Origin of the sequence: Aerosakkonema funiforme FACHB-1375, assembly GCF_014696265.1 — a bacterium.
In the GTDB taxonomy this organism is placed as follows: Bacteria; Cyanobacteriota; Cyanobacteriia; order Cyanobacteriales; family Aerosakkonemataceae; genus Aerosakkonema; species Aerosakkonema funiforme_A.
The window spans coordinates 13442-38860 of record NZ_JACJPW010000080.1 but is presented as its reverse complement, the minus strand read 5'-3'; the positions used below and the strand labels follow the sequence as shown (position 1 = coordinate 38860).

Sequence of the window (25419 nt, the reverse complement as noted above, 5' to 3'; positions counted from 1 at the left end):
TCCAACAAGCGCTGGCTGCACTTCTTCATGCTGTTCGTCCCCGTGACCGGCTTGTGGATGAGCGCCGTGGGCATTGTCGGCTTAGCCCTCAACCTGCGGGCATACGACTTCGTATCCCAAGAATTGCGGGCGGCAGAAGACCCAGAATTTGAAACTTTCTATACCAAGAACATTCTGCTCAACGAGGGGATTCGCGCTTGGATGTCTCCTGCCGATCAACCTCACGAACACTTTGTATTCCCTGAGGAGGTTTTACCGCGTGGTAACGCTCTCTAATACTTCTGGAATCGCAGGTAGCAACCGCGACCAGGAATCGTCCGGTTTTGCCTGGTGGTCTGGAAATGCCCGTTTGATCAACCTTTCCGGTAAACTGCTGGGCGCTCACGTTGCTCACGCCGGTCTGATCGTCTTCTGGGCTGGAGCGATGACTTTGTTTGAAGTCGCTCACTTTACTCCAGAAAAGCCCATTTACGAACAGGGCGCAATCCTGATCCCTCACCTTGCCACACTGGGCTGGGGTGTTGGTCCAGGCGGCGAAGTTATCGACACTTACGCCTACTTTGTAGTCGGTGTTCTGCATCTGATTTCCTCTGCCGTTCTCGGTCTGGGCGGTATCTATCACGCCGTTCGCGGCCCAGAAACTCTGGAAGAGTACTCCTCTTTCTTCGGCTACGACTGGAAAGATAAGAACAAGATGACGACCATCTTGGGCTTCCACCTGATTATGTTGGGTCTTGGTGCCCTGCTGTTGGTGGCTAAAGCAGTCTTCTTCGGCGGAGTGTACGATACCTGGGCTCCTGGCGGTGGTGATGTTCGCGTTATCACTAACCCGACACTGAACCCGGCTGTGATCTTCGGTTATTTAACCAGGTCTCCCTTCGGTGGCGATGGCTGGATAGTCAGCGTCAACAACATGGAAGATGTGATCGGCGGTCACATCTGGATCGGCCTGATTTGTATTGCTGGTGGCATTTGGCACATTCTCACCAAGCCTTTTGGCTGGGCTCGTCGCGCTTTCATCTGGTCTGGAGAAGCTTATCTCTCCTACAGCTTGGGCGCTCTGTCCCTGATGGGCTTTATTGCTGCTTGCTACGTCTGGTTTAACAACACTGTATATCCCAGCGAATTTTACGGCCCAACCAACGCTGAATCTTCCCAAGCACAAGCTTTCACCTTCTTGGTGCGCGACCAACGCTTGGGTGCAAACGTCGGTTCTGCACAAGGCCCAACCGGTCTGGGTAAATACCTGATGCGCTCTCCTACTGGCGAAATCATCTTCGGTGGTGAAACGATGCGCTTCTGGGATTTCCGTGGCCCTTGGTTGGAACCCCTGCGCGGCCCCAACGGTCTTGACCTCGACAAGATCAAGAATGACGTTCAGCCTTGGCAAATTCGTCGTGCGGCTGAATACATGACCCACGCTCCTAACGGTTCCATCAACTCTGTGGGTGGCGTTATCACCGAAATCAACGGTTTTAACTACGTTAACCCACGCGCTTGGTTGTCAACCTCTCACTTTGTATTGGCCTTCTTCTTCTTAGTCGGTCACCTTTGGCACGCAGGTCGCGCTCGTGCTGCGGCTGCTGGCTTTGAAAAAGGTATCGATCGCGAAACCGAGCCAGTGCTGTTCATGAAGGAACTCGACTAGGTTGTCAGTTTAGTTTATCTTTCTCTCTCCTATAGAGTGATAGGGCTCCTGCTTAAAGGCAGGAGCCTTTTTTGTATTTATGTCAAAATTCGGCTTTAAACCATTGACGGAGCTTACTCCCTTCCCGCCGGAAGAATTTGTATTGAACGAACCGCTCTCGACGCGAAGGACACTAAGGAAGAGAAAAGAAGAAGTACATAATCTTCTAGCAGGATGGGAGTAATATATAAACTGATTGGTAATTGCTGGATGCTAATGTGCCATGCGCGATTCTGATTTTACGGGTGCTTTGAAATGGACGCCTGAAGCTCAGGTGAAACTGAAAAATATTCCTTTTTTTGTTCGCACGCAAGCTCGACTGCGAATTGAGCAATTGGCGCGTCAAGCTGAGCTAGATGTGGTGACGGCGGAAATAGTCGAACAGGCGCGGTTAGAATTTGGGCAGTAGGAATCGATCGCGCTAAAACCTATGTTAAAGTACGACCCCCTGATGTGCTTGCCTTTTTCTGAGGAGCTAGCCGATTGCTGACACCGGAAGAAAAAGCGCAGAAACTGGCGGATATGGTGCGGCAATTGGGTGGAAATCCTGATGATTTGTTTAACTAATTTCTGCTTCCATTAAGTCAATTAACTCTAAAATATTCCGAGATTGACTCGGATAAACGTTAGATTCTTCTCCAATGTGAACGTGGTGTGGAAAATTGGGTAATTCAGGAAAATGCTCTACGTTATCCCAACGTTTTCTTAAGAGTCGTTTTGTCGCATCCATCCATTGATAGCGATAACCCAAAGTTAAGCAACGACCCTCTAAGATAGTAAAAGACTCAGCTATTTCCAGAAAATCACCATTAATAAGTGTCAACCGCGCCCGGAAGTATCCTCGGTTTAGTAAAGTCCGCTCATCAACAATAACAACGCTATCAATTACTAAACTTCGAGCCAGCTTTGTTTTAACGGCGGTAATGTAATCTTGAAGTTCCATTAGGCTAAATTTTCGATAGATGTCGATTATTTCTGGGCTGTCTTCCACATTTCATAGAAGACACTCCACTCAAAGAAATCTATCTCGTCTCCTAATTCTCCTGACCGAAAGCGTTGGTAAAATACATCAGATGACATTTGATATTGTGATTCAAAAGCTTTTAATCGATTTTCCAAATCCAAAAGTTCTGGTTGAACCGCTTGCTCAACTGTTGATGATGGTGAAGCTTTTATTTTTGTATTTAAAAATTGTCTTTCTTCCTCAGAGAGAGATAAAATCATCTCAGCTAGAGATTCGAGAAGTTTTGTATTCATGATTTCCCGCTCTTTAGAATATACACTGATGTATATCAATAATAACACTTTGTTTGGTTGGAAAAATTGTATTTGAGTATTTATCCGGTATCATATACCCAGCGAGATGAGCGAAAATATCCTATATGAGCTAAAGATTAACTAAAATGGCTGAACAACAAATCGAGCTAGCGTCCCTGTTAGCGAGACTGGAACAACTCGAACAAGAACAAACAGTTGTAAAAAAATATGTTAAAGGTATTAAACGGGAATTAGATAAACTGACAGAACAATTCAACGATCGACCTGAATTAGTGCGTTTGGAAAGTTCCGAGAAAGAAATTGCAGACCTTCAAAAAAGATGCGATCGACTATCTAATTTCATTTCTGGCGATGATGACTCCAAGATTTCCGATGCAGTAACAAACAGTGCGACGACAAGAAATACAGGGGATAATCTTGATGATGGCGATCGCACGATCCTAAATATAGAACGGCTTGATGAGCAAATCAGCCAAGAGTCGATCGCACCAACAGTAGTTGCAGAATCTCATCAATCAATTTTACAGGAAACTGCTGCATCTGACAATGATGCTGAAACATACCAAAATGAGGAAATTGATGCAGGTAAACAAGAGGAAAAATTCAGCGTTTTCAGTGATGAAGAATTCCAGATTGAGAGAATGTTGCTGCTACTGATGAGAGATGATACTGATGAAGAGGAGAGTCACGAACCAGGTATTAGTGCTGAGGAATTTCTGAGGCGGTGTAAAGAGGGAGAAAAAGATTTTACTGGAATTAACCTAGCCGGCTCTGATTTTAGTAGGCAAAGTATCAGCAAGGAATTCAACTTAAGCAAAGCCAATTTGAGCAGAGCAAAGCTAAATAAGGTAAACCTATCTGCTGTAAACCTAAGTGGAGCAAATCTCAGGGGGGCTGAACTTTGCGAAGCAGAGTTAAATAGCATAAATTTGAACGATGCAAATTTAAATAATACAGATCTTCGTAAAGCAAAAATGTATGAAGCTAAGTTGGGTAAGGCAAACCTGAGAAATGCAAACCTAAACTTAGTGAATTTACAAAGAGCAAACCTCAGTGAAGCCAATTTGATTCTGGCAAATCTTAGCGGTGCGGATTTGTCTTTGCAAGCAAACCTTAATGATGCAAATCTAAGTCAAGCTAACTTGAGCGGTGCGAACTTGAGGAAAGCACAATTGATGAATGCAGACCTAAGTAATGCTAATCTTAGTAATGCTAATTTGTTAGAAGCAAATCTAGAAGGAGCAAACCTTCGGGGAGTTAACCTTGAAGAAGCTATTTATAGCACGGAGACTATCTTTCCCAAAGATTTTGACCCTGTTAAAGCGGGTGCTTATTCAATCGCTCCTAACACTTCGCTGCAAAATGCTAATCTGGCTGGTGCTGACTTGAGTTCTCTAAATTCAACAAACTTAATTGGAGCAAATTTACAAGGAGCAAATCTAAACTCAACTAATCTCGCAAATGCAGACTTAATACAAGCCAACTTAAGTGGGGCAAATTTAAGTAAAGCAAATTTGAGGGGAGTAAGACTCCTTCAGGCGAATTTGTCGAACGTCAATTTAAGCGAAGCAAGTCTAAATTATGCTAACCTAACTGCGGCAGATATTAATGGAGCAAACCTGTTTCAGACAGACTGGACGGGAACGAACCTATCTGGGGTAGATCTAACTAATACGAATTTTAAAAATGTAAAAAACCTTTACAGCGCAAACCTAAGTGGTACTAATCTGACAGGAGTCAATCTTCTGGGGCTAAACATAAATGGTATCAAGCTGAGTGGGGCAAACTTGAGCGGCGCAAATCTTTGCGGAACACAATTGAATGGAGCAAACTTAAGTGGAGCAAACCTGACTTCAGCAGATTTACGTGGGGCAAACTTGGAGAACGCAAATCTAGAAAAAGCTAATCTTAAGGGAGCAAACATTAATGGGGCAATCTTGAAAAATGCTAAATTGGCTGGTGCAATTATGCCTGATGGAACGACTCACGAGTAAAGTTTCTTAAACTTGAGAAATATCAGAAAACCAGTTTCTTTTGATTAATAATCGAGAATTTGATTGCTACCATCTCAGAAACCCGGTTTCTTCAAGAAACCGGGTTTCTTTTAACTTCCATCTCCTTAAGCAGAGGACTCTCCTCCAAACCTAGCCAATATTTCCTCGCGAGAAAGAGTCAGCAGCAATTGAGTTAACTCACTTGGCGGTAGCTGTAACATAGGTGTTATAGTTCTGCTCAATCGATCGTCCAAAGCGCCAAATCGAACTCTCAGAAGATTTTCTACCATCTCCCGCCGTTCTTCTTGGCGACCTTCTTGGAGACCTTCTTGTCTACCTTCTTGTCTACCTTCTTGGCGACCTTCCAATCTGCCTTCGATCCGACCTTCTCGTAAAGTATCTTCGCGCCAACGTACATAAGCTGATGATAAGTTCATAAGCAATTCCTCCTCGTCTTCATCGAGATTTTGGCTGGTTTCCAAACCGATGCGCCAGTTAGCCACAACCTCTAAAATGTTTCTTTTAAAAGGGTGGTCTTCCGGCAGTGCATTCACCTCATTTACGGCTTGCTGCTGAACGGTTTTGCGACCCAAAAGCCTCAACCAAAGCGTGTCTTCTGTCACCGGTAGTTGGTTAATTGCTACCAGTGCCGCTCTTAATCCCGATGGTAGCAAATAAACGCCATTCGGCCAGTTTCCTTGGGTGTCAAGTTTTGCGCCAAATGCGTCTAAGACATTCTCAGAACAGGAAGGCGATAATATCCACAAACGCGGTAATTCATCTTCTGTCACCGTTCTTTCTTCTCGCCTTGCTTGACGCTGATAATCGCTTTGCATGGCAAACAATTTAATCAGGCATCTACGCACTTCCGACCAGGTTGGTGGATTGCGAAAAGGTTCGATTAAACAGGCAGTTGAAGCCATTTCAGCAACCAACCCTAAAAATTCTAGGTTGGCTGTAGGTGCTGTTACTGGTGAAAACCAAACATCTATTTGACGCACTTCAGCCAATACTTCTCGGCTGACTATTACTTCACCCAGAGGTGCTAATAGTTCGCTGAGATACTGCTTGGCAAATTGGTCGTGAAAGTTTCTAGTCATTCTCCTACCTTCATCGCGGAGACGATCGCCTGCTGACTCACCGCCTGATAAACTGTATTTAAATACTTCATCACAGTTTCAGATGCAGTCGTTTTTGCGTCGGCGTTTTCCGTTGCATCGTTTGCCAAAGGTATGGTTCCCAATACATCTAAAACTGTTTCGCTACTTGGCGGCGGTACAATCACGACTAGGGAAGATTCTAACGGTTCGTCGTATTGCCAAAAATGCTCGACTTTTAGAGGATATTGAAGTTTGGGGATTTGGGTTTCTCCCCCGCTCTTTTGCTTCTCTGTACCCCTACTTCGCATTTGCCGGAGTGTTTCGAGAATTTGTTCTTTCGTGCGTCCTCGTAGCTGAAATAATACGAAGGGGTCTTCACCGAAGCGATCGGCTAACAAATAATACACCGCGCCAATATGTTTGCACGGGTTCGCTTTGTCGGGACAACTGCATTTACTGCGTACATCATCCAACTTAAATGGAAACAAACTCAAGCCATTTGCGGTAAAGACTTTTTCGATGTTTGCTGGCATTTCTCCGGCTAATAGTTTAGCAGAATATATCGCTTTTTCTGACATTGTTTCGATCGCATATTGCCACTCTTCGTCAGAGAAAGCGTCCAGCCATATCGAAACTTGATAAGGTTCTACTTCTGTTCCCTGAACTCTGGCAAATACTTTTTGTCCTTGAAATTCTATGCTGCGGACATTTCCTTCTCGCGCATAAACACGCGCACGTTCCAATCGCTTTTTGAAACGATAGGAATCTAGCAATCCCAACCACTGCTCTACCCACCATTCTCGGCTGATTTGAGTGTAGTTATCTGCCATTATGCCTCCTCGTCGATTACAGCAGTGCGATCGAGCAATAATAAGTTGCGAAGTTGGTCGGTATCCAGTTCCGTCAACCACTGTTCGCCAGCACCTACCACTTGTTCTGCAAGTGCTTTTTTACTTTCAATCAAATCGTGGATTTTTTCTTCCAAAGTGCCAGTGCAAACAAATTTATGCACTTGTACATTTTGCTTTTGACCGATACGAAATGCTCTATCTGTTGCCTGATTTTCTACGGCTGGATTCCACCATCTGTCAAAGTGAAAAACATGATTTGCTCGCGTCAAATTCAGACCGACACCACCAGCTTTTAGCGACAGAATCATCACTCTCGGCGCTTGGGGATCGAGTTGAAATCTGTCGATCATTTCCTCACGTTGGTTTTTAGTAGTGCTACCATATAGAAACAGCACTTCTCGCCCAAGTTGTTTCTCCAAATGCGGTTTGAGCAGTTTACCCCATTCCGCAAATTGGGTGAAAATTAAAGCGCGATCGCCCTCCGAAATCAACTCCTCCAACATTTCTTCCAAACGCTGAAGTTTGGCAGAACGATTTTGATTTCCTAGACTATTTTGTTTCAAAAATTGGGCTGGGTGATTGCAAATTTGTTTCAACTTCACCAGCAAAGCCAAAATCATTCCTCGTCGCTGAATACCTGATGATTCTTCAATTTCAGCCAAAGATTCTTGTACCAGTTTTTGATATAATTCAGCTTGTTCGGCAGTCAGACCGCAAAATACAGTCATTTCCTGTTTTTCTGGCAAATCTTGAATGATTTCGCGGTCAGTTTTGAGGCGACGGAGGATGAAAGGTTGGACGAGCGATCGCAATGTCTTCAGCGAATTTGTATCCCCATACTTTTCAATCGGAATCGCAAATCGTCGCTGGAAGAAATTGCGCTGTCCCAAATAGCCAGGATTGAGAAAATCCAAGATTGACCACAGTTCTTGCAGCCTATTTTCTACTGGCGTTCCTGTCAGCGCGATCCTAAATGAAGCGTTCAACTGGCGGACTGCTTGCGATTGTTTCGCCTCCGAATTTTTGATATTTTGAGCTTCATCTAAAATCACACCTTGCCAAGCAACGCTTTGCAAATCTTTAGCATCTCGAAAAGCTAGCGCATAACTGGTGACTACCAAATCTCTATCCTGAACAGCTTTAGCAAACGCTTTTCCTTTTGCGCGTTTATCGCCGTGATGTACCAAAACTTTTAACGTCGGGCCAAATTTCTTGACTTCCCGTTCCCAGTTACCTAAAACAGAAGTCGGACAGACTATCAGCGTTGGTTTTTCCAGTGCATCTTTTGCTTGTAAATATAATAAAAATGCTATAAGCTCTACGGTTTTTCCAAGGCCCATATCATCCGCCAGACACGCACCCAAACCCCAGCGTTCCAAGAATGCTAACCAACCAGCACCTAATGCTTGATAAGGACGCAATTCTCCTTTAAAGCTAGAGGGAGGATCGATCGCCTCAACTTTTTTACTTCCGGTTAAAGTTGATATCAATTCCTGTAGCGCCCCCGATGCCTCAAAACTGACGACTGGCAGTTTTTCAATTGTCTGAGAATCGCCACTGCTGAGGCGCAAAGCATCTTCCAGCGATAGAGACATTTGCTCTTTTCTAGATGCAAAAAATGTTTGCGCTGCCTTAATATCTTGAGGTCGCAATTCTACCCATTCCCCGTTGATTTCCACCAAGGGAGTATTGAGGGCTACTAACTTGTCAAATTCTTTTTTGCTCAGTCTTTGTCCGCCAATAGATAATTCCCATTTGAAATTCAGCAGACTTTGCAAACTCAAACGATCGCTCTTTTTAATGTCGGGACTTTGTGCGCTGATGCTCAATCCCAAACGACTTGCCCAACCTTCCCGATTTGTTAAACTGGGCGGTAAAACTACTCCCAATCCGCTATCTTGAAAACGCCAAGCACCATTTTTGATAAATTCGTAAGCTTGTAATGGGTTGAGGCGACAAGAATGGGGAGAAGGAGTTTCCAAACTTGGTTCGATAATTGGCAATAACCGAGAAGCTAATCCCAAACCGCTGAGTAAAGTTTCTTGAGGTAATTCTATTGTCCTTCCTTGGAAAGTCAGACGTTCGACTGGGTTACTCCAAATCGTTGTCGCATCTACTAAAAATTCTGGGTCGTCAACTGCTTGCAAACAATATTCCAACGTCCAATCTTTCGACGCTGATGCTGGTGGAAGAACCTTAAAGCAGGTGTTAAATAAACTCTGACCGGCCAAGAATGGTTGCAGCGGCGCAGTCCAAGCGTTGAGAGTTGCTTGCAGGCGTTCTGTTGCTTGAGCTTCTGCTGTCAGGGTGGCAGATTCGCTTCCCAATGCTTGCAGCCACTCTTTCAGCAGCGGTTCTGTATCCGGTGGTGAATTCGTCTCGATCGCAGTTCGCAGTTGCGAGTCAATGGTGCTGCTCAAAAATGCTAGCAGCAGTTCTCTCGGTTCTGCGGGTAGGTTAACAGCGATCGATTCTCCACTTTCTCTGCTATTTTGATATGTGCGACAAGCGGCTGGCATTTCCTGAGCAAACTTTTGCAAACGAGCGCGATCGGCAGCACTATCGAGAACGGGTTGCCAGCTAGCAACGGCAGAGTTATCATTTCTGTTTATTCCTGGTAAAAATTTACACCTTGCCAGTAAATCGATACTCCAACGGGCGATATGCGACCAAAACCGCAAATCTCTGCCCAAAAAAGAGTCTGATTCGTTGACGGAACCGAGAGGGAGAGCAGTTAAAAATGCGATCGCTTCTCGTTCGTTCAAGCAAAACCCTTCGACTTGCCAAGGATACAAAAGGGCTGTTCCCTCATTTGTAGTTTCTGAGACTTCGGTGGCAGAATGTACGGGGTAAATTGCGCCTTGATTATCTTCGGGAATATGAGTGGGTAATGCCAAAAGTTGCGAGTGCTTGCGCCACGAAGATGAAAGATGATTTCTGTTTTCTGCGATCGTTTCTTGGCTCTGCCTTTTAGCGCCTCTACCTTTTTTAGGGGAAGTTTCTTCTTTAACAAGAGCATCAACCGGCAAGACACCGCCCAGATGCGGTAAAGATTTCAAGTAGGCGGTCAGCTCGTCTGGAGTCATCGCCAATGGATGAAGCGATACTCCGCTAAGTTGAGAAGAAGCCTCAGCCGCGATTCTGCGCCAAGTTTCTCCCCAAATAAATAGATAACCACCCTGAGTTTGAGGTAACCAGTTACCGTGTAAAACTGCCATTTATAAACTGCTCAGTTATTCCCTTAGTTGAACGATGTTAGCAATTGTTAATTGCTTATTTTTAATGACAAATTTAATACTTAAAGCTGAGATTTATGGCGAATTTTTGTAAATTGCAAGTATTTACCATTATTTATTAACAAATTTCGCTCGCATAGAGTTTTGGGAAAAAAGGATGAGAAGACAGTGTTTCTCAACATTATGGAAAGTTAAAATTATCTCCAAGAGAAAGAGTTGTGCAATGAATTTATTGTACAACCTAGCTGGCGACCTTGGCGCGATCGTCTGTAGGCGGGTTAGCGGATAAAGAAAATTGCCCCAGAGTGACGCTCCGCAAACCTATGCGCTGATTTAGGCTGAAAAATAAAAGACGTTCTTAATTCCAGCAAACGCAAGATTTGTCAGCCCTTCTTCCCCCAGCCCCGACACCCGACGCCCAGCGAGAAGTTTTACTGCCTCAATTTGTGGGATAATCGTTAATTCCAGACTATTAGGGGCATTCACCGAATGGCTTGTCTAGTAGTGCGCCAAATTGATGCAATTCGGGGTTGCCTTGGCCAGAAACCGAGTTTTTGTCAAAAATCCGGTTTCTCGAACTCCTAAGCCCCTCACATCGCCCCAAGCCCTAGAAAGTCTGAGAACAGCACTGGTGTATCAGTGCTAGGATTGCCACAGATAAAGAATTGTGATAGAGCAGGACCGAATGGTAGAGATAGACAAATCAATATCCTTTGACGGAAGGGATATTAGACTAAAGGTTGGCCTCCTTGCACAACAGGCCGATGGTTCGGTATTAATTCAATCCGGGGATACCAGCGTATTAGTAACTGCTACCCGCTCAAAAGCAAGAGAAAATATAGATTTTCTCCCTTTATTGGTAGATTACGAAGAAAGAATGTATGCTGCGGGTAGAATTCCAGGCGGTTTCTTGCGACGGGAAGGTCGTCCGCCAGAAAAAGTAGTTCTCACAAGCCGTCTGATCGATCGCCCCCTACGTCCTCTATTTCCTAGTTGGCTGCGAGATGACATCCAAATTGTAGCCACAACATTATCTATGGATGAACAAGTACCGCCCGATGTGCTGGCTGTGACTGGCGCTTCCGTAGCGGTGCTGTTGGCAAAGATACCGTTTAACGGGCCAATGGCAGCGGTGCGCGTGGGATTGGTAGGAGATGACTTTATTATTAATCCCACCTACGCAGAGATGGAAGCTGGAGATTTGGACTTGGTGGTAGCAGGGTCTCCAGAAGGCGTAATCATGGTAGAAGCGGGGGCAAACGAATTGCCCGAAGCTGACATAATAGAAGCGATCGACTTCGGCTACGAAGCAGTCAGGGATCTGATTGCAGCCCAGCAAGAATTGATCAAAGAATTGGGCATCGAATTGACGCAAGAAGCATCACCGGAAGTAGACCCAACACTGGAAAACTTTATTCGCGATCGCGTCAGGGAACCGATCAAAAACATCCTATCTCAATTCGAGTTGGACAAATCAGCTCGCGACCTGGCACTTGATGAAATCAAAGCAAGTGTAGAAACTGCGATCGCAGAACTCCCAGAAGAAGACCCGCTGCGCGTCATCACAGCCACGGAAAGCAAAGCCCTGGGCAACGTCTTCAAAGATATCACCAAACAATTGATGCGCCGTCAGATCGTCGAAGATGGTGTCCGCGTTGACGGTCGCAAACTCGACGAAGTACGACCCGTCTCCTGTCGCGTCGGATTGCTACCTCGACGAGTCCACGGCAGCGGCTTATTTAACAGAGGACAAACCCAAGTTTTATCCGCCGTCACCTTGGGAACTCCCGGCGATGCCCAAGAAATGGCAGATGACTTGCACCCAGAAGATGCCAAGCGTTACCTGCACCACTACAACTTCCCCCCCTACTCAGTGGGAGAAACCAAGCCGTTACGTGCCCCCGGACGCCGCGAAATCGGTCACGGTGCTTTGGCAGAACGGGCACTGGTGCCGGTATTGCCGCCGAAAGAGCAATTCCCCTACGTCATCCGTGTAGTGTCGGAAGTCTTATCCTCCAACGGTTCCACCTCAATGGGTTCCGTTTGCGGTTCCACCCTAGCTTTAATGGATGCTGGCGTTCCCATCACCAAACCGGTCAGTGGTGCCGCAATGGGCTTAATTAAAGAAGGCGATGAAGTCCGCATTCTCACGGATATTCAAGGTATCGAAGATTTCTTGGGCGACATGGACTTCAAAGTAGCGGGCACCGATAGCGGCGTCACCGCTTTGCAGATGGATATGAAAATCAACGGTCTATCTATGGATACGATCGCCAAAGCCATCAATCAAGCTCGTCCGGCGCGGCTGCATATCTTGGAAAAAATGCTGGCGGCGCTGGAAAAACCGCGCACCGAAATGTCGCCTTTTGCCCCACGTCTGCTCACCGTTAAGATCGATCCAGATTTGATCGGTATCGTGATCGGGCCTGGTGGTAAGACAATCAAAGGTATTACCGAAGAAACCGGAGCCAAAATTGACATCGAAGATGATGGTACGGTGACTATTTCTGCCATAGATGTAGATAAGGCGGAACGAGCCCGCAGCATTATCTTTAACATGACGCGCAAGCTGAACGAAGGTGATGTCTACGCCGGTCGCGTTACTCGCATTATCCCGATCGGAGCCTTTGTCGAGTTTCTCCCCGGCAAGGAAGGAATGATTCACATTTCCCAACTGGCAGATTACCGCGTCGGTAAAGTGGAAGATGAAGTGGCAGTAGGCGATGAAGTGATTGTCAAAGTGCGCGAAATTGACAGCAAGGGACGCATCAATCTCACACGCTTGGGAATTCATCCGGATGAAGCAGCCGCAGCTCGTGCTAACAGTGGTGTGAATAAGAAGTAACTTGAGGCGAGATCGGGAATTAGCTAGCAGCTAATTGCGATGCTTTTCAGGGTCTGTTAATTCCAACTTGGGTAATGGGTAACGGGTAAAAAAACAATTATCAATTACCTATTACCAAGTATGATTTCCAATTAGTTGTCAGAAAATCGCTTGGGTAAATTGGGGAGTTGACCCAGAAGAATTTGCTGTGGAAACCTAAAGTTCTTAGGAGGCCCTCCTCATTCTATCGCTCTATAACTCAAGTCTGAGGCCGATCTGAGGACACAGACGTAAAACGATCGCCCAAAAGCCTTAAACTGTTTTTTACGTTTATTGTTCGTCTCTTCAGAGTACCCGTGCGAAAAATCGTCATCGCTGGCAACTGGAAAATGTACAAGACCCAGGCAGAAGCCCTGGAGTTCTTGCAAGGATTTATGTCAAGCTTGGAAGAAACCCCGGAAGAACGGGAAATTGTGCTGTGCGCTCCCTTCACCGACTTGGGCATCATATCCAAAAGTTTGCACGGTAGCCGCGTGCAGCTGGGTGCCCAAAATGTCCATTGGGAAGATGCGGGAGCCTACACAGGGGAAATTGCCGCCCCGATGCTCGTTGAAATTGGAGTGCGTTACGTCATCATCGGTCACAGCGAACGGCGTCAATACTTTGGCGAAACCGATGAAACTGTCAACAAACGGCTCCTAGCAGCGCAGAGTCACGGTCTTACTCCCATTCTCTGCGTGGGCGAAAGCAAGCAACAACGAGACGCGGGCGAAACCGAATCCCTGATCGTCGGTCAGTTGGAAAAAGATTTGATTGGTGTAGATCAACACAATCTCGTCATCGCCTACGAACCCATTTGGGCGATCGGCACCGGCGACACCTGCGAGACAAAAGAAGCCAATCGCGTGATCGGCTTGATTCGCAGCCAGCTAACTAATCCCGATGTTCCCATTCAATATGGCGGTTCTGTCAAGCCGGAGAACATCGATGAAATTATGGTTCAGTCAGACATCGATGGCGTTCTTGTCGGAGGTGCGAGTTTGCAACCTGCAAGTTTTGCTCGCATTGTTAATTACAAATAATTGTCTTTGCTCGCATGGCGCTGACAAAAAGCAAAACTTGCTGCCCAGATCCCCGACTTTTCCAAAAAGTCGGGGATCTAGATTCAGTTTATCTCAGTACCATTCATCTCGGTCACCGGATTTTGGATTTTGGATTTGCTCCGGCTTGAATATTGTAGAGAAGTTTCATAAAAAGTCTCTACAATATTCAGAAAATTTTTTTGATTATTCCCCTTGAAATGGGAGGCTTGAAACCCCTCTTTTTCGGTCATTAGTCATTTGTCATGGCTTTTGACTTTTGACTTTTGACTTTTGACTTTTGACTTTTGACTTTTAAACTATGTTCAATTGGGGCGATCGTACATATCTGATGGGCGTTCTCAATGTGACGCCAGATAGCTTTAGCGATGGGGGAGAGTTCGATACTCTTGCAGATGCTTTGGCACAAGCTCGATATTTAATAGCAGCTGGTGCCGATATTCTCGATATCGGCGGTCAATCAACTCGCCCTGGCTCTGCTGAAATATCCTTACAAGAAGAACTTGACAGAGTGGTGCCGATCGTGCAAAGGTTACGGGACGGGCAAGATGCTCATCCCACAATACCGATTTCTGTCGATACTACAAAAGCAGCTGTAGCAAAGGCTGCTGTTGCAGCTGGTGCAAATATAATTAATGATATTTCTGCTGCGACTTTCGACCCAGAAATGTTGCCGACAGTAGCACAATTGGGCGTTCCAATTATATTGATGCACATTCGGGGTACGCCGCAAACTATGCAGCAGATGACTGATTATCGAGATTTGATTGGGGAAATTTACGAGTTTTTGGCAAGTCGAATTGCAGATGCGATCGCAGCTGGAATTAAGCGAGAAAAAATTATCATCGATCCGGGTATTGGCTTTGCTAAAACTTATCAGCAAAACATAGAAATTTTGCGAAGATTAGCCGAATTTCGCGCTCTGGGCTGCCCGATTTTAGTGGGGCCATCCCGCAAAAGCTTTATCGGACATATTCTCGATCGACCAGACCCCAAACAGAGAGTATGGGGAACCGGTGCAGCTTGTTGCGGTGCGATTGCCTTTGGTGCTGACATTCTGCGCGTTCACGATGTTAAAGAAATGCGAGATGTTTGTCGCGTCGCCGATGCCATCTTTCGATTTTAGATTTTGGATTTTGGATTTTGGATTGAATTTTTTATGTCTTTTTTGACTTTTGACTTTTGACTTTTGACTTCCCGACGCGCTATTTCTGTTTTCCCTCCTCATTTTCATTGTGAGAATTTAGCAACTCTGCTAGCGCTTCTGTCATCGCTTTCGGGTCCATAAACAGAATTTTGGAATTAGGACTTTCACCCAGTCTAAAGTTAGCATCGACAAATCTTTGGGCTAACAAAAACTGCAAAACTTCCTTACTGTTAGGTTGCGATCGCAAAGCTTCCGAAAGTCGTTTCATATATTCCAAAGTAGCCTCAGCCTCTAAAATAGCGGCGTGTTTTTTGATCTCAGCAGCTTTCTCTTGTTGCATCGATTCCAGAACCTTTGGCGCTGGTATAATATCGCGAATTTCCACGCGAGTAACCTTGACACCCCAAGGTTCTGTTGCTTCGTCCAATTCCTGCAACAGTGCCTGATTAATTTCCTTTCTCCCAGAAAAAGTCTCGTTTAATTCCATCTGACCGATTTCAGACCGCAACATCGTCAAAACTAAGTTTTGAATCGCCTCCTCAACATTATCAATAGCGTAATAAGCTCTTTTCAAATCCAAAATCCGCCAATACACAACAGCATCGGCTTTGAGAGAAACATTATCTTTAGTAATTGCTTCCTGGGGAGGAATATCCAGAACTCGCTCGCGTGTTGTCTCTTCCCAAACTATAGTGTCGAGGAAAGGAACTATAAAATTAACACCCGGTTTCAGCGTAGCAATGTATTTGCCCAAGCGCTCTACCAAAGCTTCATATCCTTGATTGATGATTTTGACCGAACCTATTAAGTAACCGATCGTCAGTAAGGCAAGGGCGGCGAATATCGCTTCCATAAACAATTTCTCCTGCTCAACTTTTGCCAAGTTATCTGGGAAAGCAGCTATTGGCAAATGGGAATTTCAATGCAGAATTCGGCTCCTGACCCTGGTGTGGAAATACACTTTAAAACACCTCCATGTTTTTCGACAACAATTTGATAGGCGATCGCCAAGCCCAAACCAGTACCTTTACCGACAGGTTTAGTCGTGAAAAACGGATCGAACAAACGCATTTTGACATCTTCCGTCATGCCGAGACCATTATCAGAAATGCGAATCACAGCGCGGCAGGTATCAGAGGAGAGGTAAGTGCGAATACGGATCAAAGGCGTAGAAGAAAATTTACTCAGTCGTGCCCTTTTTTCCCCCTGTTCTTCTGCTTCTTCAAGGGCGTCGATCGCGAAGCGTGACTCCAAAGAGTCAATCGCATTGCCGATAATATTCATAAATACCTGATTTATTTGCCCAGCATAACACTCCACTAAAGGCAGGTTGCCGTATTCTTTAATTATCTCAATACCGGAATGTCGGCTGTTTTTTTCCCAAGTTACTGTCTGAGAATGCAGTCGATGCTGCAATATTAACAAGGTACTATCGAGACCTTCGTGAAGATCGACTGGCTTCATTTCTGCTTCATCTAAGCGAGAAAAATTCCGTAAGCTAAGGACAATCTCGCGAATGCGTTCTGCCCCCACTTTCATCGAACCGAGCATTTTGGGCAAATCCCCAGTCAAAAAGTCGAGGTCAATAGCTGCCGCTAACTGCTGAATTGCCGGTACTGGTTCGGGGTAATGTTTTTGATAAAGTTCGATTAGCTCTAACAAATCTTGCAGATAGTCGCTAGCAGGGATAAGGTTACCATAAATAAAGCTAACCGGATTATTAATTTCGTGAGCGACACCGGCGACCATCTGACCCAAAGAGGACATTTTTTCGTTCTGAATCAATTGGGTTTGAGTTCTTTGCAATTCGAGCAAAGTTGCTTGCAGCTCGGAGGCTTTTTGGCGCAATTTTTCCTCGGAGCGACGTAAAGCTTCTTCCGCTTCTTTGCGATCGCTAATATCCATCAGCAATCCATCCCAAAGAATTTCCCCATTGGCTAACTTTTCCGGACGGGCAGCACCTTGTATCCACTTAATTTTTCCCGATGGAGTCATGCAGCGCCCCTCCCAGCGCCAAGGTTGAAGCTGTTGGGCAGAAACACCAATTAACTCGTTGAAGTGTTCTCGATCTTCTGGAGGAACGGTAGCAAACATCAGCTGCGCGTTGTTTTGAACTGCTTGTGGTTCGAGTTCGTAAATTTCTCTCAAACCGGAGCTGATGTAGGGAAAACAGAATGAGCCATCTGGCCGCAATTGAAATTGATAGATAACTCCCGGCACATTGGCTACCAGCTTTTGAAATTTTGCCTCAGCAGCTCTCAGCGCTGCTTCTGTAGATTCGCGTGCTGCCTCGAGCTGTTTGCGATCGGTTATATCGCGAGCATTAGCATAACACAATCCCTGTTCGCGGATAGAAATAGCATTCCAGGATAACCATTTATAAGAACCATCTTTACAAAGATAGCGATTTTCAAAGGTAATTGTATCAGAGCCTTGAGATATTTTCTCCAATTCAAGCAAACTTCTTTCGCGATCGTGAGGATGGACAAATTCAATAAAAGGTTTCGCTAGAAGTTCTTCTTTGCTGAAACCAAGTGTTTTTTCCCAAGCTGGATTGACTTGTTTGAAGTAACCGTCGAAACCCGCAACGCACAGCATATCCAGCGATAGGGTAAAAAATCGATCGCGCTCTTCCTGAGCTTGCTTGCGGGAGGTAATATCGTTCTGCACGCCGATAAAGTGAGTCACCAGACCTTCGGAATTCCGCACTGGTGAAATTGTCAGCTCGTTCCAAAAAGTGGTGCCATCTTTGCGGTAATTCTTTAAGTTTACCTGACAGTCGCGCCCTTCGCTGATGCTAGCGCGAATTTGGGCCAAGGCAGCAGGATCGGTTTCCTGACCCTGTAAAAAGCGACAGTTACGTCCGATTACCTCTTCGGCGGAATAGCCGGTGATCCTTTCAAATGCACGATTGCAATAAATAATCGGTCTATCTGGCAAGGAACAGTCGCTAATCACCACCCCGACGCTACAGGCGTCGATCGCTTGCTCTAGCAGACGCAGGCGATCTTCTATCTGTTCTGGCTCGTTAATGTAGCGGCAGACGACTGCTTCGTTTGAGTATTTGACCGATTCCGGGTTAGCTTCTTTCAGTTGCATGGTTTCCTTAACCAGATTTTCTGGCTCTACTTCGCACCCCGTTAAATTGACGTCGCCTGCTAGCGCAAGCGATCGGCCTGGTTCTAGTCTAAAAGTATTTAGCTAAAGTAAAATTTACAATCAAATTTTTCTAATTAATATAATAAAATATCTATGCTAAAATTCCAGCCTTGTTTCTGTTAATATAACTAATAAAAATCAGTATTTCAAGGCCAAAGTGGTGATTTTAAAATTAGCCGATACAGAAAGGGTAAAGTAATTCTAGGTTGGATTTTGCTAGAGCTTAACCCAACCGACGCTTTCCTGAAGATCAAATTTAAAATTTCCTACAACACAGCTGCTAAATTCAGCCACTGAAAGACAATCGCAGGTAGTTCTGCATTTAGTCGCAAAGGTAATTCCGAGGTAGAGAGAGATTGGGCATAAGCTGGTGTTAAAAACGGTTCGTAGTTTTTTGCTTCCGGGGTCAGCTGTTTGATGAAAGCTAGCGTCGCACCTTTAACCACTTGACGCAGCGGTTCGGCTTCTTCTCCTATTCGCTCTCTCAGCAGAGTATTTCTACCGTAACTGCCTGGGTTACCAACGCTTAAATGAGTAGCGCCAATTGCGGTTAAAAGATATTTAGTACCGCCAAGCTGGGTAAAAGGTTGCAGCTGATGTGCGATCGCAGGTGTAAAAGCATCTTCAGTGCTGGCTAAAATCATGGTGGGAATTGCTACCTTTTTCAATCCGCTCTTTCCCTGACTGGGGCGAGAAGGGCCAAACAGTTGACCGATGAGGGGGTTGAGCGCGATCGCTGCAACTATGCGATCGTCCCGCAATTGCAGTTTGCGATCGGGCAGATCGGCAGCAGCGCACTGCAACCACTCACCCGGAGACGGGAGTAAAGGAGCATTTAAAGACAAATTTTCTCTGTTTCTACTATTTGCAGAACTTCTATTTGAGTCAACAGCAAACATAGATTTACAAGCTTGTTTCAAATAGTCTAAATTAACTTCGGCTCCACCCAAAGCTAAAGCAGTGTAACCTCCTAAAGAATGACCGATCGCCGTGACTTGTCGAGTGTTAATTTTGCCCTGTAACGCCCCTGGTTTCTCGTTCATTTTTGCCAGTTCATCTAACAAAAAGCTGACATCTTTAGGTCGATCGATAAATTCGCTGGGTGGGATTAAACTGTTCGGTTCACCGCTCACAGATGCTCTCGATACGGAAGTATAGTTGCTACCGGGATGCTCGATCGATGCTACCACGATTCCGTGCGAAGCTAAGTGACGAGCCAAATATTCTAAAAAGGTGCGATCGGCACCAAAGCCGTGAGACATTACGACGAGAGAACCAGCGGAATTATCGCTGTAATAAATATCTACAGGAATGGTGCGATCGCGTTGTCGATCTTCAAAAGTTAGGGTTTTTTTGATGACGCGCTCTTCACCTGGGGCAGCTGGGTCAACAGATGCGCGAAAGCGGGAGGTTTCGACAGTTAGTTCCCGTTCTAATAAAGGGCCTAGAGCGTGGCTTTGCCAATAGGAGGGGTTAAACTGAAGGGCGACAGCGATCGCCTCAGTCGCATCTACGGTCACGGTTTCACCAGGTAGCGATCGCAGAATTCCGATTAAGGTGATACCGTTTGCTTGTCGTGCTGCTACGGCGATGGCAGCTTGAATTTGCGCGATACTGAAGTCGGGTATAGCGCGTTTCAAAGCTGTGAGCAACTGCTCTGACATGGGCGATCGCAACCAATTTTCGATAAATTTATCTGTTAGGTTGGGGTCGAGTTGCAAACGTTGAGAAAAAGCTTCTCGCACGCTGGAAGTCAGCAGAAAAGAGAAAGGTTTCAAAGCAGCAGATAACTCTCCCGTTTTGGCAAACCGATCTAAATCTGCTACTCTGACCGACTGCTCGAACGGGCCAAGGCGCAACCTCAAGCGATCGACTGCTACAGCAGGTGCTGCTAGGGAAGTTAAAAGTAAAAAGTCAAAAGTCAAAAGCAAAAGAAATAAATTAAATTTTTGGGGTTTTATATTTGCCATTTTTCCAATTTGGTTCGCCATAGTTTTTGACTTTTGAGTTAATGAATTGCTCAGATATTCAGCCCCTGTGCCTTTCCTAATTTAGCCTTTATTTTGCGCTACGGGGATTTCAATGCTGAACTCCGAGCCTTGTCCTAGTTCCGAAAGACAGTTTAATACTCCACCGTGTTTTTCTACCACAATTTGATAGCTAATGGATAAACCCAAACCGGTACCTTTGCCTACGGGTTTGGTAGTGAAGAACGGGTCAAATAAACGAGCTTTGACGGCTTCTGTCATACCAGGGCCATTGTCCCGAACTCTAATGGCTACTCGATCGAGTATGCGTTGTTTTGTGTCATCAGTCGCCAACTTCTGAGTGGTGACGATTTCAGTGCGAATCTCGATCTTTCGAGGTGCGGGTTGATTTTCCAGAGCGTCAATGGCGTTATTGAGGATATTCATAAACACCTGATTCAGTTGACCAGCATAGCATTCTACTGGGGGCAAATTGCCGTAAACTTTAACTACTTCTATGGGAGGATAATTTGGTTTCGCTTTCAAGCGATTGTGTAAGATTAGCAGTGTATTCTCGATTCCCTCGTGGATATCCACCGTTTTCATGTCGGCTTCGTCGAGACGGGAGAAATTTCGCAAACTCAGCACAATTTCGCGGATGCGATTGGCTCCTATTTTCATAGAATTGAGGATTTTGGGGAGGTCTTCCAGCAAAAAGTCGAGGTCGATCTCTTCTGCCAATGCTTGAATTTCTGCTGGTGGAATGGGATAGTGCTGATGGTAAAAGTGTAACAAGTTTAACAAGTCTTGGATATACCGATCGGCATGAGTGAGATTGCCGTAAATAAAGTTGACCGGGTTGTTGATTTCGTGAGCGACACCGGCTACCATTTGTCCCAAACTGGACATTTTTTCGCTTTGAACTAGCTGGGCTTGAGTTTGTTTTAATTGGTGCAAAGTTTGTTCTAGCTGGTAGGCTTTTTCCTCAGCTTGTTGAGTGGAATGTTGGGCTTGGGTGTAAAGTTGCCTGAATCGCTCTTCCGATTGCCGCAACGCTTCTTCTGCGACCTTGCGATCGGTGATATTTTGGACTAAAACCATGCCTGCGAAGATTTCTCCCTCCTGATTGGTAACTGGTAAAATTTGCAACAAATAGGTTCTATCGCCATAAGGCATTTCAGAAACTGTCTTAGTGCCAGCAAGTGCCGCTCGATATATCGACTCAATGCTAGACCAGATTTCCGGTGGCCATACCTCCCAAAGCGTCTTACCTTCCATTAACTCTTTTGAAAGTCCGATCGCCCCTAGTTCGGTTCCGTCCGCCAGTAAGTAGCGCAAATCGCGGTCAAATAAAGCTACCGAACCGTTGGGAAAATTCCGGGCGAGGGTGCTGTACAGTTCTTCGCTGCGCCGCAGGGCTTCCTCCGAGCGTTTGCGAGCGCTAATATCCCGAACAATTACAATCGTTCCATCTTCGAGTAATGGCGATAGCCTTGCTTCGTAAAAGCATTCTCCTTGCGGCATCGGTAAAGAATACTCAATCGTAACTAAGGAGCGAGTTTGCTGTAATTCAGCTATTGCGTCTTGTAATTTTTGTCCAATTTGTGCTGGTAAAACCTCGTCCATCCGTTTTCCGAGAAAAACTTGTGGTGGCGCGTAAAGATGCTGTGACTGTCCGGCCATATAATCTAAAATTGTGCCATCGCTAGCAAGCCGGAAATATATATCGGGAAGAGCCTTAAAAACTGCCTTCAATTCTGCTGTAGTTTGGCGGAGTTTTTCCTCTGAGAGCTTGCGATCGGTAATGTCCTGCGTCACGCCAATAATCCCGACGATTTTTCCTTCTGGGTTAGGGTAAGGGCATTTTGTCGAAAAATAAGTTCTGGTAATGCCGTTAACTACTAAAACTTCCTCTAATCTCTCCGTTTTACCGGATGCGATAATGCGTCTATCTGTTTGGATGAGTTTACGTGCTATTTTAGGCGGGAGCAACTCAAGATCTTTCTTGCCAATTATTTCTTCTATAGTTCTTCCGAAAACGCTAGCCCCGGCAGAGTTGATCATCACATAACGACCTTCAATATCCTTGACAAAAATAGGATTTGCTGTGCCTTCAATAACGGAATTTAAGAGGTTATTGCCAATCTCGACATCTTTTTTTGCTGTTTCCAGTGCTTCTTGTACTCGCTGGCGATCGACTATTTCTGCCTCCAACTGCCGAATCACATTCCTTAATTCAGCAGTGCGCTCTTGCACGCGACTTTCTAAAGTTTCGTTAAGCTGTTTGAGAGCTAGCTCTGCTTGTTTGCGATCGGTAATTTCTTGCCAGAAACCGATTAACTCCAGCAGATTCCCCTCATTGTCTCGGATCGCTCTCACTTCATCGTGCATCCATCGGTAAGTGCCATCTTTGTGGAGGAAGCGGTATTCATTGCAGTCATAATCCCGCTCAAACAAATGCGACATCCCCTCCAATACGCGAGGGGCATCTTCTGGATGAATATGACTTAGCCAGAAGTGGGAATCTTCTAAAAAATCTTTCGGTGCGTAGCCCATCTGCATTGTAACATTTTGACTGACAAAGGTAGCGCCAAAATCGTCATTAGCTTTGCAACTGTAGATGACTGCCGGACTTGCATTCACAAGATGTTCCCATCGTTTTTGTGTTTTGTACAGTTCTGCCTGTGCTTGTTTTCTTTCTGTGATATCGATGAAAACTATCACAGCACCTTTGATTGCTTCTCCATCTAGGATTGGATAGGAGGAATATTCGACAGGAAAAGCTGTGCCGTCCCGCCGCCAAAAAACTTCGTTATCCACGCGGCAACCGATTCTTTTGTAAAAAGCACAAAAGATGGGACATTCAGAACTGGGATATGCGGAGCCATCGCTGTGAGTGTGGTGGATTAACTCGTGCATATCTTTACCCAAAAGTTCTTCGGGTTTATATCCCAGCATCTCTGCTGCTGCTTTGTTAATTAAGGTACAGCTTCCTTCTAAATCGATTGCGTAGATACCTTCGCCTGTTGATTCTAGAAGTAATTGAATGCGATCGGCTAATTCCAAACGCTCTTGTTCGGCTCGTTTGCGTTCTGTTATATCGGTGGCGACGCCGCAGACTGCGTAGAGAACTCCTGTAGCGTCGTACAGAGGAAACATGCTGGCAATGTAAGTATGTATGCCATCTTGTTGAGGAACGAGTTCTTCCCATTCTAGAGGAGTTCCAGTTTCGAGTACCTTGCGATCGCTCTCGCGAAATCTATCGGCGATATCGCGGGGTAAAATATCGTAGTCGGTCTTACCTTCGATGTGTTTTCGACTTACTCCAAATAACTTTTCATGCCGTTGGTTAGAGAAAATATATCGCCCTTGAGTGTCTTTGGCGAAGATGACTGCGGGAGAATTATCGAGGATAGCTTGTAGCCGTTGTTCGCTTTCCCGCAGTGCTTCTTCAGTTCGCTTGCGATCGCTGATGTCGGTGGTTGTTCCTATATAACCCTTAATCTGATGGGTGCTATTTTGCTGCACAGCTGCTTGACCGAATACCCAGATTGTTGTACCGTCGGAATGCTGAAAACGGTATTCTGAGCTAAACGGCAACTCGGCTTTTACAGCTTGCTGCCACTGTTGCAAAACGCGATCGCGATCTTCCGGATGTATAGCTTTTAACCAACCCTGTCCCAGCGCCTCTCTGGGAGTTAGTCCTGCGATCTCCTGCATTCGATCGTTGACGTATAGGTAGCGTCCCTCAGCATCGGTGTGGAATATTCCGACTGGAGATACTTCTGTTAATGTTTGGTAGCGTTCTTCGCTCTCCCGCAGCGCTTTCTCTATGTGCTTGCGATCGCTGATGTCGTAAGCTATTGCATACGCCGAACCATCTGCTGTCAACTCGGCTCCCGTCCACATCAGCCACTTATAACTGCCATCTTTGCAGCGGTAGCGATTTTCAAAATAGATGGTATTGACGCCTTTTGAGAGCTTTTTTGCTGCCGCTAGGGTCGCTTCTCGATCTTCGGGGTGGACAAATTCGATCGCTGCTTTTCCCAACAGTTCTTCCCTCCTAAAACCCAGCGTTTTTTCCCATCTGGTATTGACGTGCTGGAAATAGCCGTTTTTATCGAATATACAAACTAAATGCCGGAAAAAATTCCCAGATACCTTTGTTTCTATCCGTTTGTACTCGCCTAACTTCTCTAATTTTGCATTTTTAAGAATCATTTTTTTACCTCATAAATCTAGTTCAATATTTAGAGCAATATTTTTTTCAAAACCTATACAAAACTATGCACTTATACAAATTTCTTAATACTTTATTTTTAGCTTGGTTACCTCTGACGAATCTGACTGTGTTTATATTTTTCCCATTTTTCTAAAAAATAGCAACATAAAGCTCGATCGTCAGCAACTACAAGAGTTAGCTATGCTGCTACCATTAATACCCTTTCTTTTATAAATCTGCAATATTAATTTTTTTTTACAAAAATCTCTTCAGAGGCTACCCAGGTAGATTGTCAATAAAACAACACAAAAACTTTATGCTGTTATAATTAAGATGGCTTTATATATACTTTAGTGAAAAATTCAAACAAACAAAGAATTTAGCCGATCGCATCAGCTATCTGCTTTCAAGTTGATTTATATACTATCTCAGTCCCCCGTGATGTGTATAAATACTTCCCGAATATGACCGCGCTGGCGATGTTCCCAAATGTAAATTCCCTGCCAAGTACCCAGCACCAATTCGCCTTGAGAAATAGGTATTTGTTCAGATGTTTTGGTAAGGACTGTCCGAATGTGGGCGGGCATATCATCAGGCCCCTCAGCATTGTGGATGTAGCGCTGACTATCCTCCGGTACCAGCTTAGCAAAGAATTTTTCCAAATCTAGCAGAACATCCGGATCGGCATTTTCTTGAATCACTAAACTAGCAGAAGTGTGGCGCAAAAACAATGTACAAAGGCCAGTTTTTATACCCGATTCAGCAACTATATTTTCCACTTTAGCAGTAATGTTGCACAAAGATTTACCTGCTGTTTTAATGGTAAGTAATTGTTGGTGACAAGCCATAGTTTG

16 protein-coding genes and 2 pseudogenes are annotated in these 25419 nt (G+C 45.2%); 7 read left to right on the top strand and 11 right to left on the bottom strand.

Annotated elements, in window-relative coordinates; all coding sequences use genetic code 11:
• The 3 genes and pseudogenes from H6G03_RS25700 to H6G03_RS25690 form a co-directional block, all read left to right on the top strand.
• Positions 1–276 (top strand): annotated as a pseudogene (locus tag H6G03_RS25700) (photosystem II D2 protein (photosystem q(a) protein)); the annotation flags it as partial.
• Positions 260–1648 (top strand): photosystem II reaction center protein CP43, encoded by a 1389-nt coding sequence (psbC, locus tag H6G03_RS25695; protein ID WP_190470618.1) that lies wholly within the window; start codon positions 260–262, stop codon positions 1646–1648. The pseudogene H6G03_RS25700 and the gene psbC, both read left to right, overlap by 17 nt.
• A gap of 262 nt (positions 1649–1910) precedes the next feature.
• On the top strand, positions 1911–2096 hold the full coding sequence (locus H6G03_RS25690; protein ID WP_190470616.1) for a PCP reductase family protein: 186 nt from the start codon (positions 1911–1913) through the stop codon (positions 2094–2096).
• Positions 2097–2246: 150 nt separating this feature from the next.
• Here the strand turns inward: H6G03_RS25690 and H6G03_RS25685 are convergent, their stop codons facing one another.
• A complete protein-coding gene (locus H6G03_RS25685) occupies positions 2247–2630 on the bottom strand; it encodes a toxin-antitoxin system TumE family protein (protein ID WP_190470612.1) in 384 nt (127 codons plus the stop codon).
• Between the two features lie 26 nt (positions 2631–2656).
• Positions 2657–2944 carry a hypothetical protein gene (locus H6G03_RS25680; protein WP_190470609.1) on the bottom strand — a complete coding sequence of 96 codons (288 nt, stop codon included), beginning with the start codon at positions 2942–2944 and terminating at the stop codon, positions 2657–2659.
• Between the two features lie 146 nt (positions 2945–3090).
• Here H6G03_RS25680 and H6G03_RS25675 point away from each other — a divergent pair, with 146 nt between their 5' ends.
• Entirely contained in the window at positions 3091–4959 is a 1869-nt protein-coding gene (locus H6G03_RS25675) for a pentapeptide repeat-containing protein (RefSeq protein WP_190470607.1), read from the top strand.
• Positions 4960–5084: 125 nt separating this feature from the next.
• Here H6G03_RS25675 and H6G03_RS25670 read toward each other — a convergent pair whose 3' ends face one another.
• Genes H6G03_RS25670 through H6G03_RS25660 form a run of 3 tightly spaced genes read right to left on the bottom strand, consistent with a single transcriptional unit; the run spans position 5085 to position 10128 of the window.
• Positions 5085–6059 (bottom strand): RpnC/YadD family protein, encoded by a 975-nt coding sequence (locus tag H6G03_RS25670; protein ID WP_190470603.1) that lies wholly within the window; start codon positions 6057–6059, stop codon positions 5085–5087.
• Positions 6056–6889, bottom strand: coding sequence for an SWIM zinc finger family protein (locus tag H6G03_RS25665; RefSeq protein WP_190470599.1), 834 nt, complete (start codon positions 6887–6889; stop codon positions 6056–6058). The genes H6G03_RS25670 and H6G03_RS25665 overlap by 4 nt, the downstream gene beginning before the upstream one ends.
• Positions 6889–10128 (bottom strand): DEAD/DEAH box helicase, encoded by a 3240-nt coding sequence (locus H6G03_RS25660; RefSeq protein ID WP_190470596.1) that lies wholly within the window; start codon positions 10126–10128, stop codon positions 6889–6891. Before H6G03_RS25660 ends, H6G03_RS25665 begins: the two co-directional genes overlap by 1 nt.
• A 703-nt stretch (positions 10129–10831) precedes the next feature.
• Here H6G03_RS25660 and H6G03_RS25655 point away from each other — a divergent pair.
• From H6G03_RS25655 to folP, 3 genes are all read left to right on the top strand, one after another.
• Complete coding sequence (locus tag H6G03_RS25655) at positions 10832–12991, top strand: polyribonucleotide nucleotidyltransferase (protein WP_190470627.1); 2160 nt, start codon at positions 10832–10834, stop codon at positions 12989–12991.
• A 335-nt stretch (positions 12992–13326) separates the two neighbouring features.
• Positions 13327–14052 (top strand): triose-phosphate isomerase, encoded by a 726-nt coding sequence (tpiA, locus tag H6G03_RS25650; protein ID WP_190470592.1) that lies wholly within the window; start codon positions 13327–13329, stop codon positions 14050–14052.
• 319 nt (positions 14053–14371) lie between these two features.
• Positions 14372–15196 (top strand): dihydropteroate synthase, encoded by an 825-nt coding sequence (gene folP / locus H6G03_RS25645; protein ID WP_190470589.1) that lies wholly within the window; start codon positions 14372–14374, stop codon positions 15194–15196.
• A gap of 79 nt (positions 15197–15275) precedes the next feature.
• Here the strand turns inward: folP and H6G03_RS25640 are convergent, their stop codons facing one another.
• The 6 genes and pseudogenes from H6G03_RS25640 to H6G03_RS25620 all read right to left on the bottom strand — a co-directional run bounded on the left by H6G03_RS25640 (position 15276) and on the right by H6G03_RS25620 (position 25413).
• Complete coding sequence (locus H6G03_RS25640) at positions 15276–16070, bottom strand: SPFH domain-containing protein (RefSeq protein ID WP_190470586.1); 795 nt, start codon at positions 16068–16070, stop codon at positions 15276–15278.
• Positions 16071–16117: 47 nt separating this feature from the next.
• Positions 16118–17437 (bottom strand): ATP-binding protein, encoded by a 1320-nt coding sequence (locus H6G03_RS39855; protein ID WP_456057583.1) that lies wholly within the window; start codon positions 17435–17437, stop codon positions 16118–16120.
• Positions 17438–17512: 75 nt separating this feature from the next.
• Positions 17513–18316: pseudogene (locus tag H6G03_RS39850) on the bottom strand (PAS domain S-box protein); the annotation flags it as partial.
• Positions 18317–18642: 326 nt separating this feature from the next.
• Complete coding sequence (locus tag H6G03_RS25630) at positions 18643–20367, bottom strand: alpha/beta hydrolase (protein WP_199315482.1); 1725 nt, start codon at positions 20365–20367, stop codon at positions 18643–18645.
• Positions 20368–20427: 60 nt separating this feature from the next.
• Positions 20428–24564, bottom strand: coding sequence for a PAS domain S-box protein (locus H6G03_RS25625; protein ID WP_190470578.1), 4137 nt, complete (start codon positions 24562–24564; stop codon positions 20428–20430).
• Positions 24565–24993: 429 nt separating this feature from the next.
• Entirely contained in the window at positions 24994–25413 is a 420-nt protein-coding gene (locus H6G03_RS25620) for a secondary thiamine-phosphate synthase enzyme YjbQ (RefSeq protein ID WP_190470576.1), read from the bottom strand.
• Between the last annotated feature and the right edge of the window lie 6 nt (positions 25414–25419).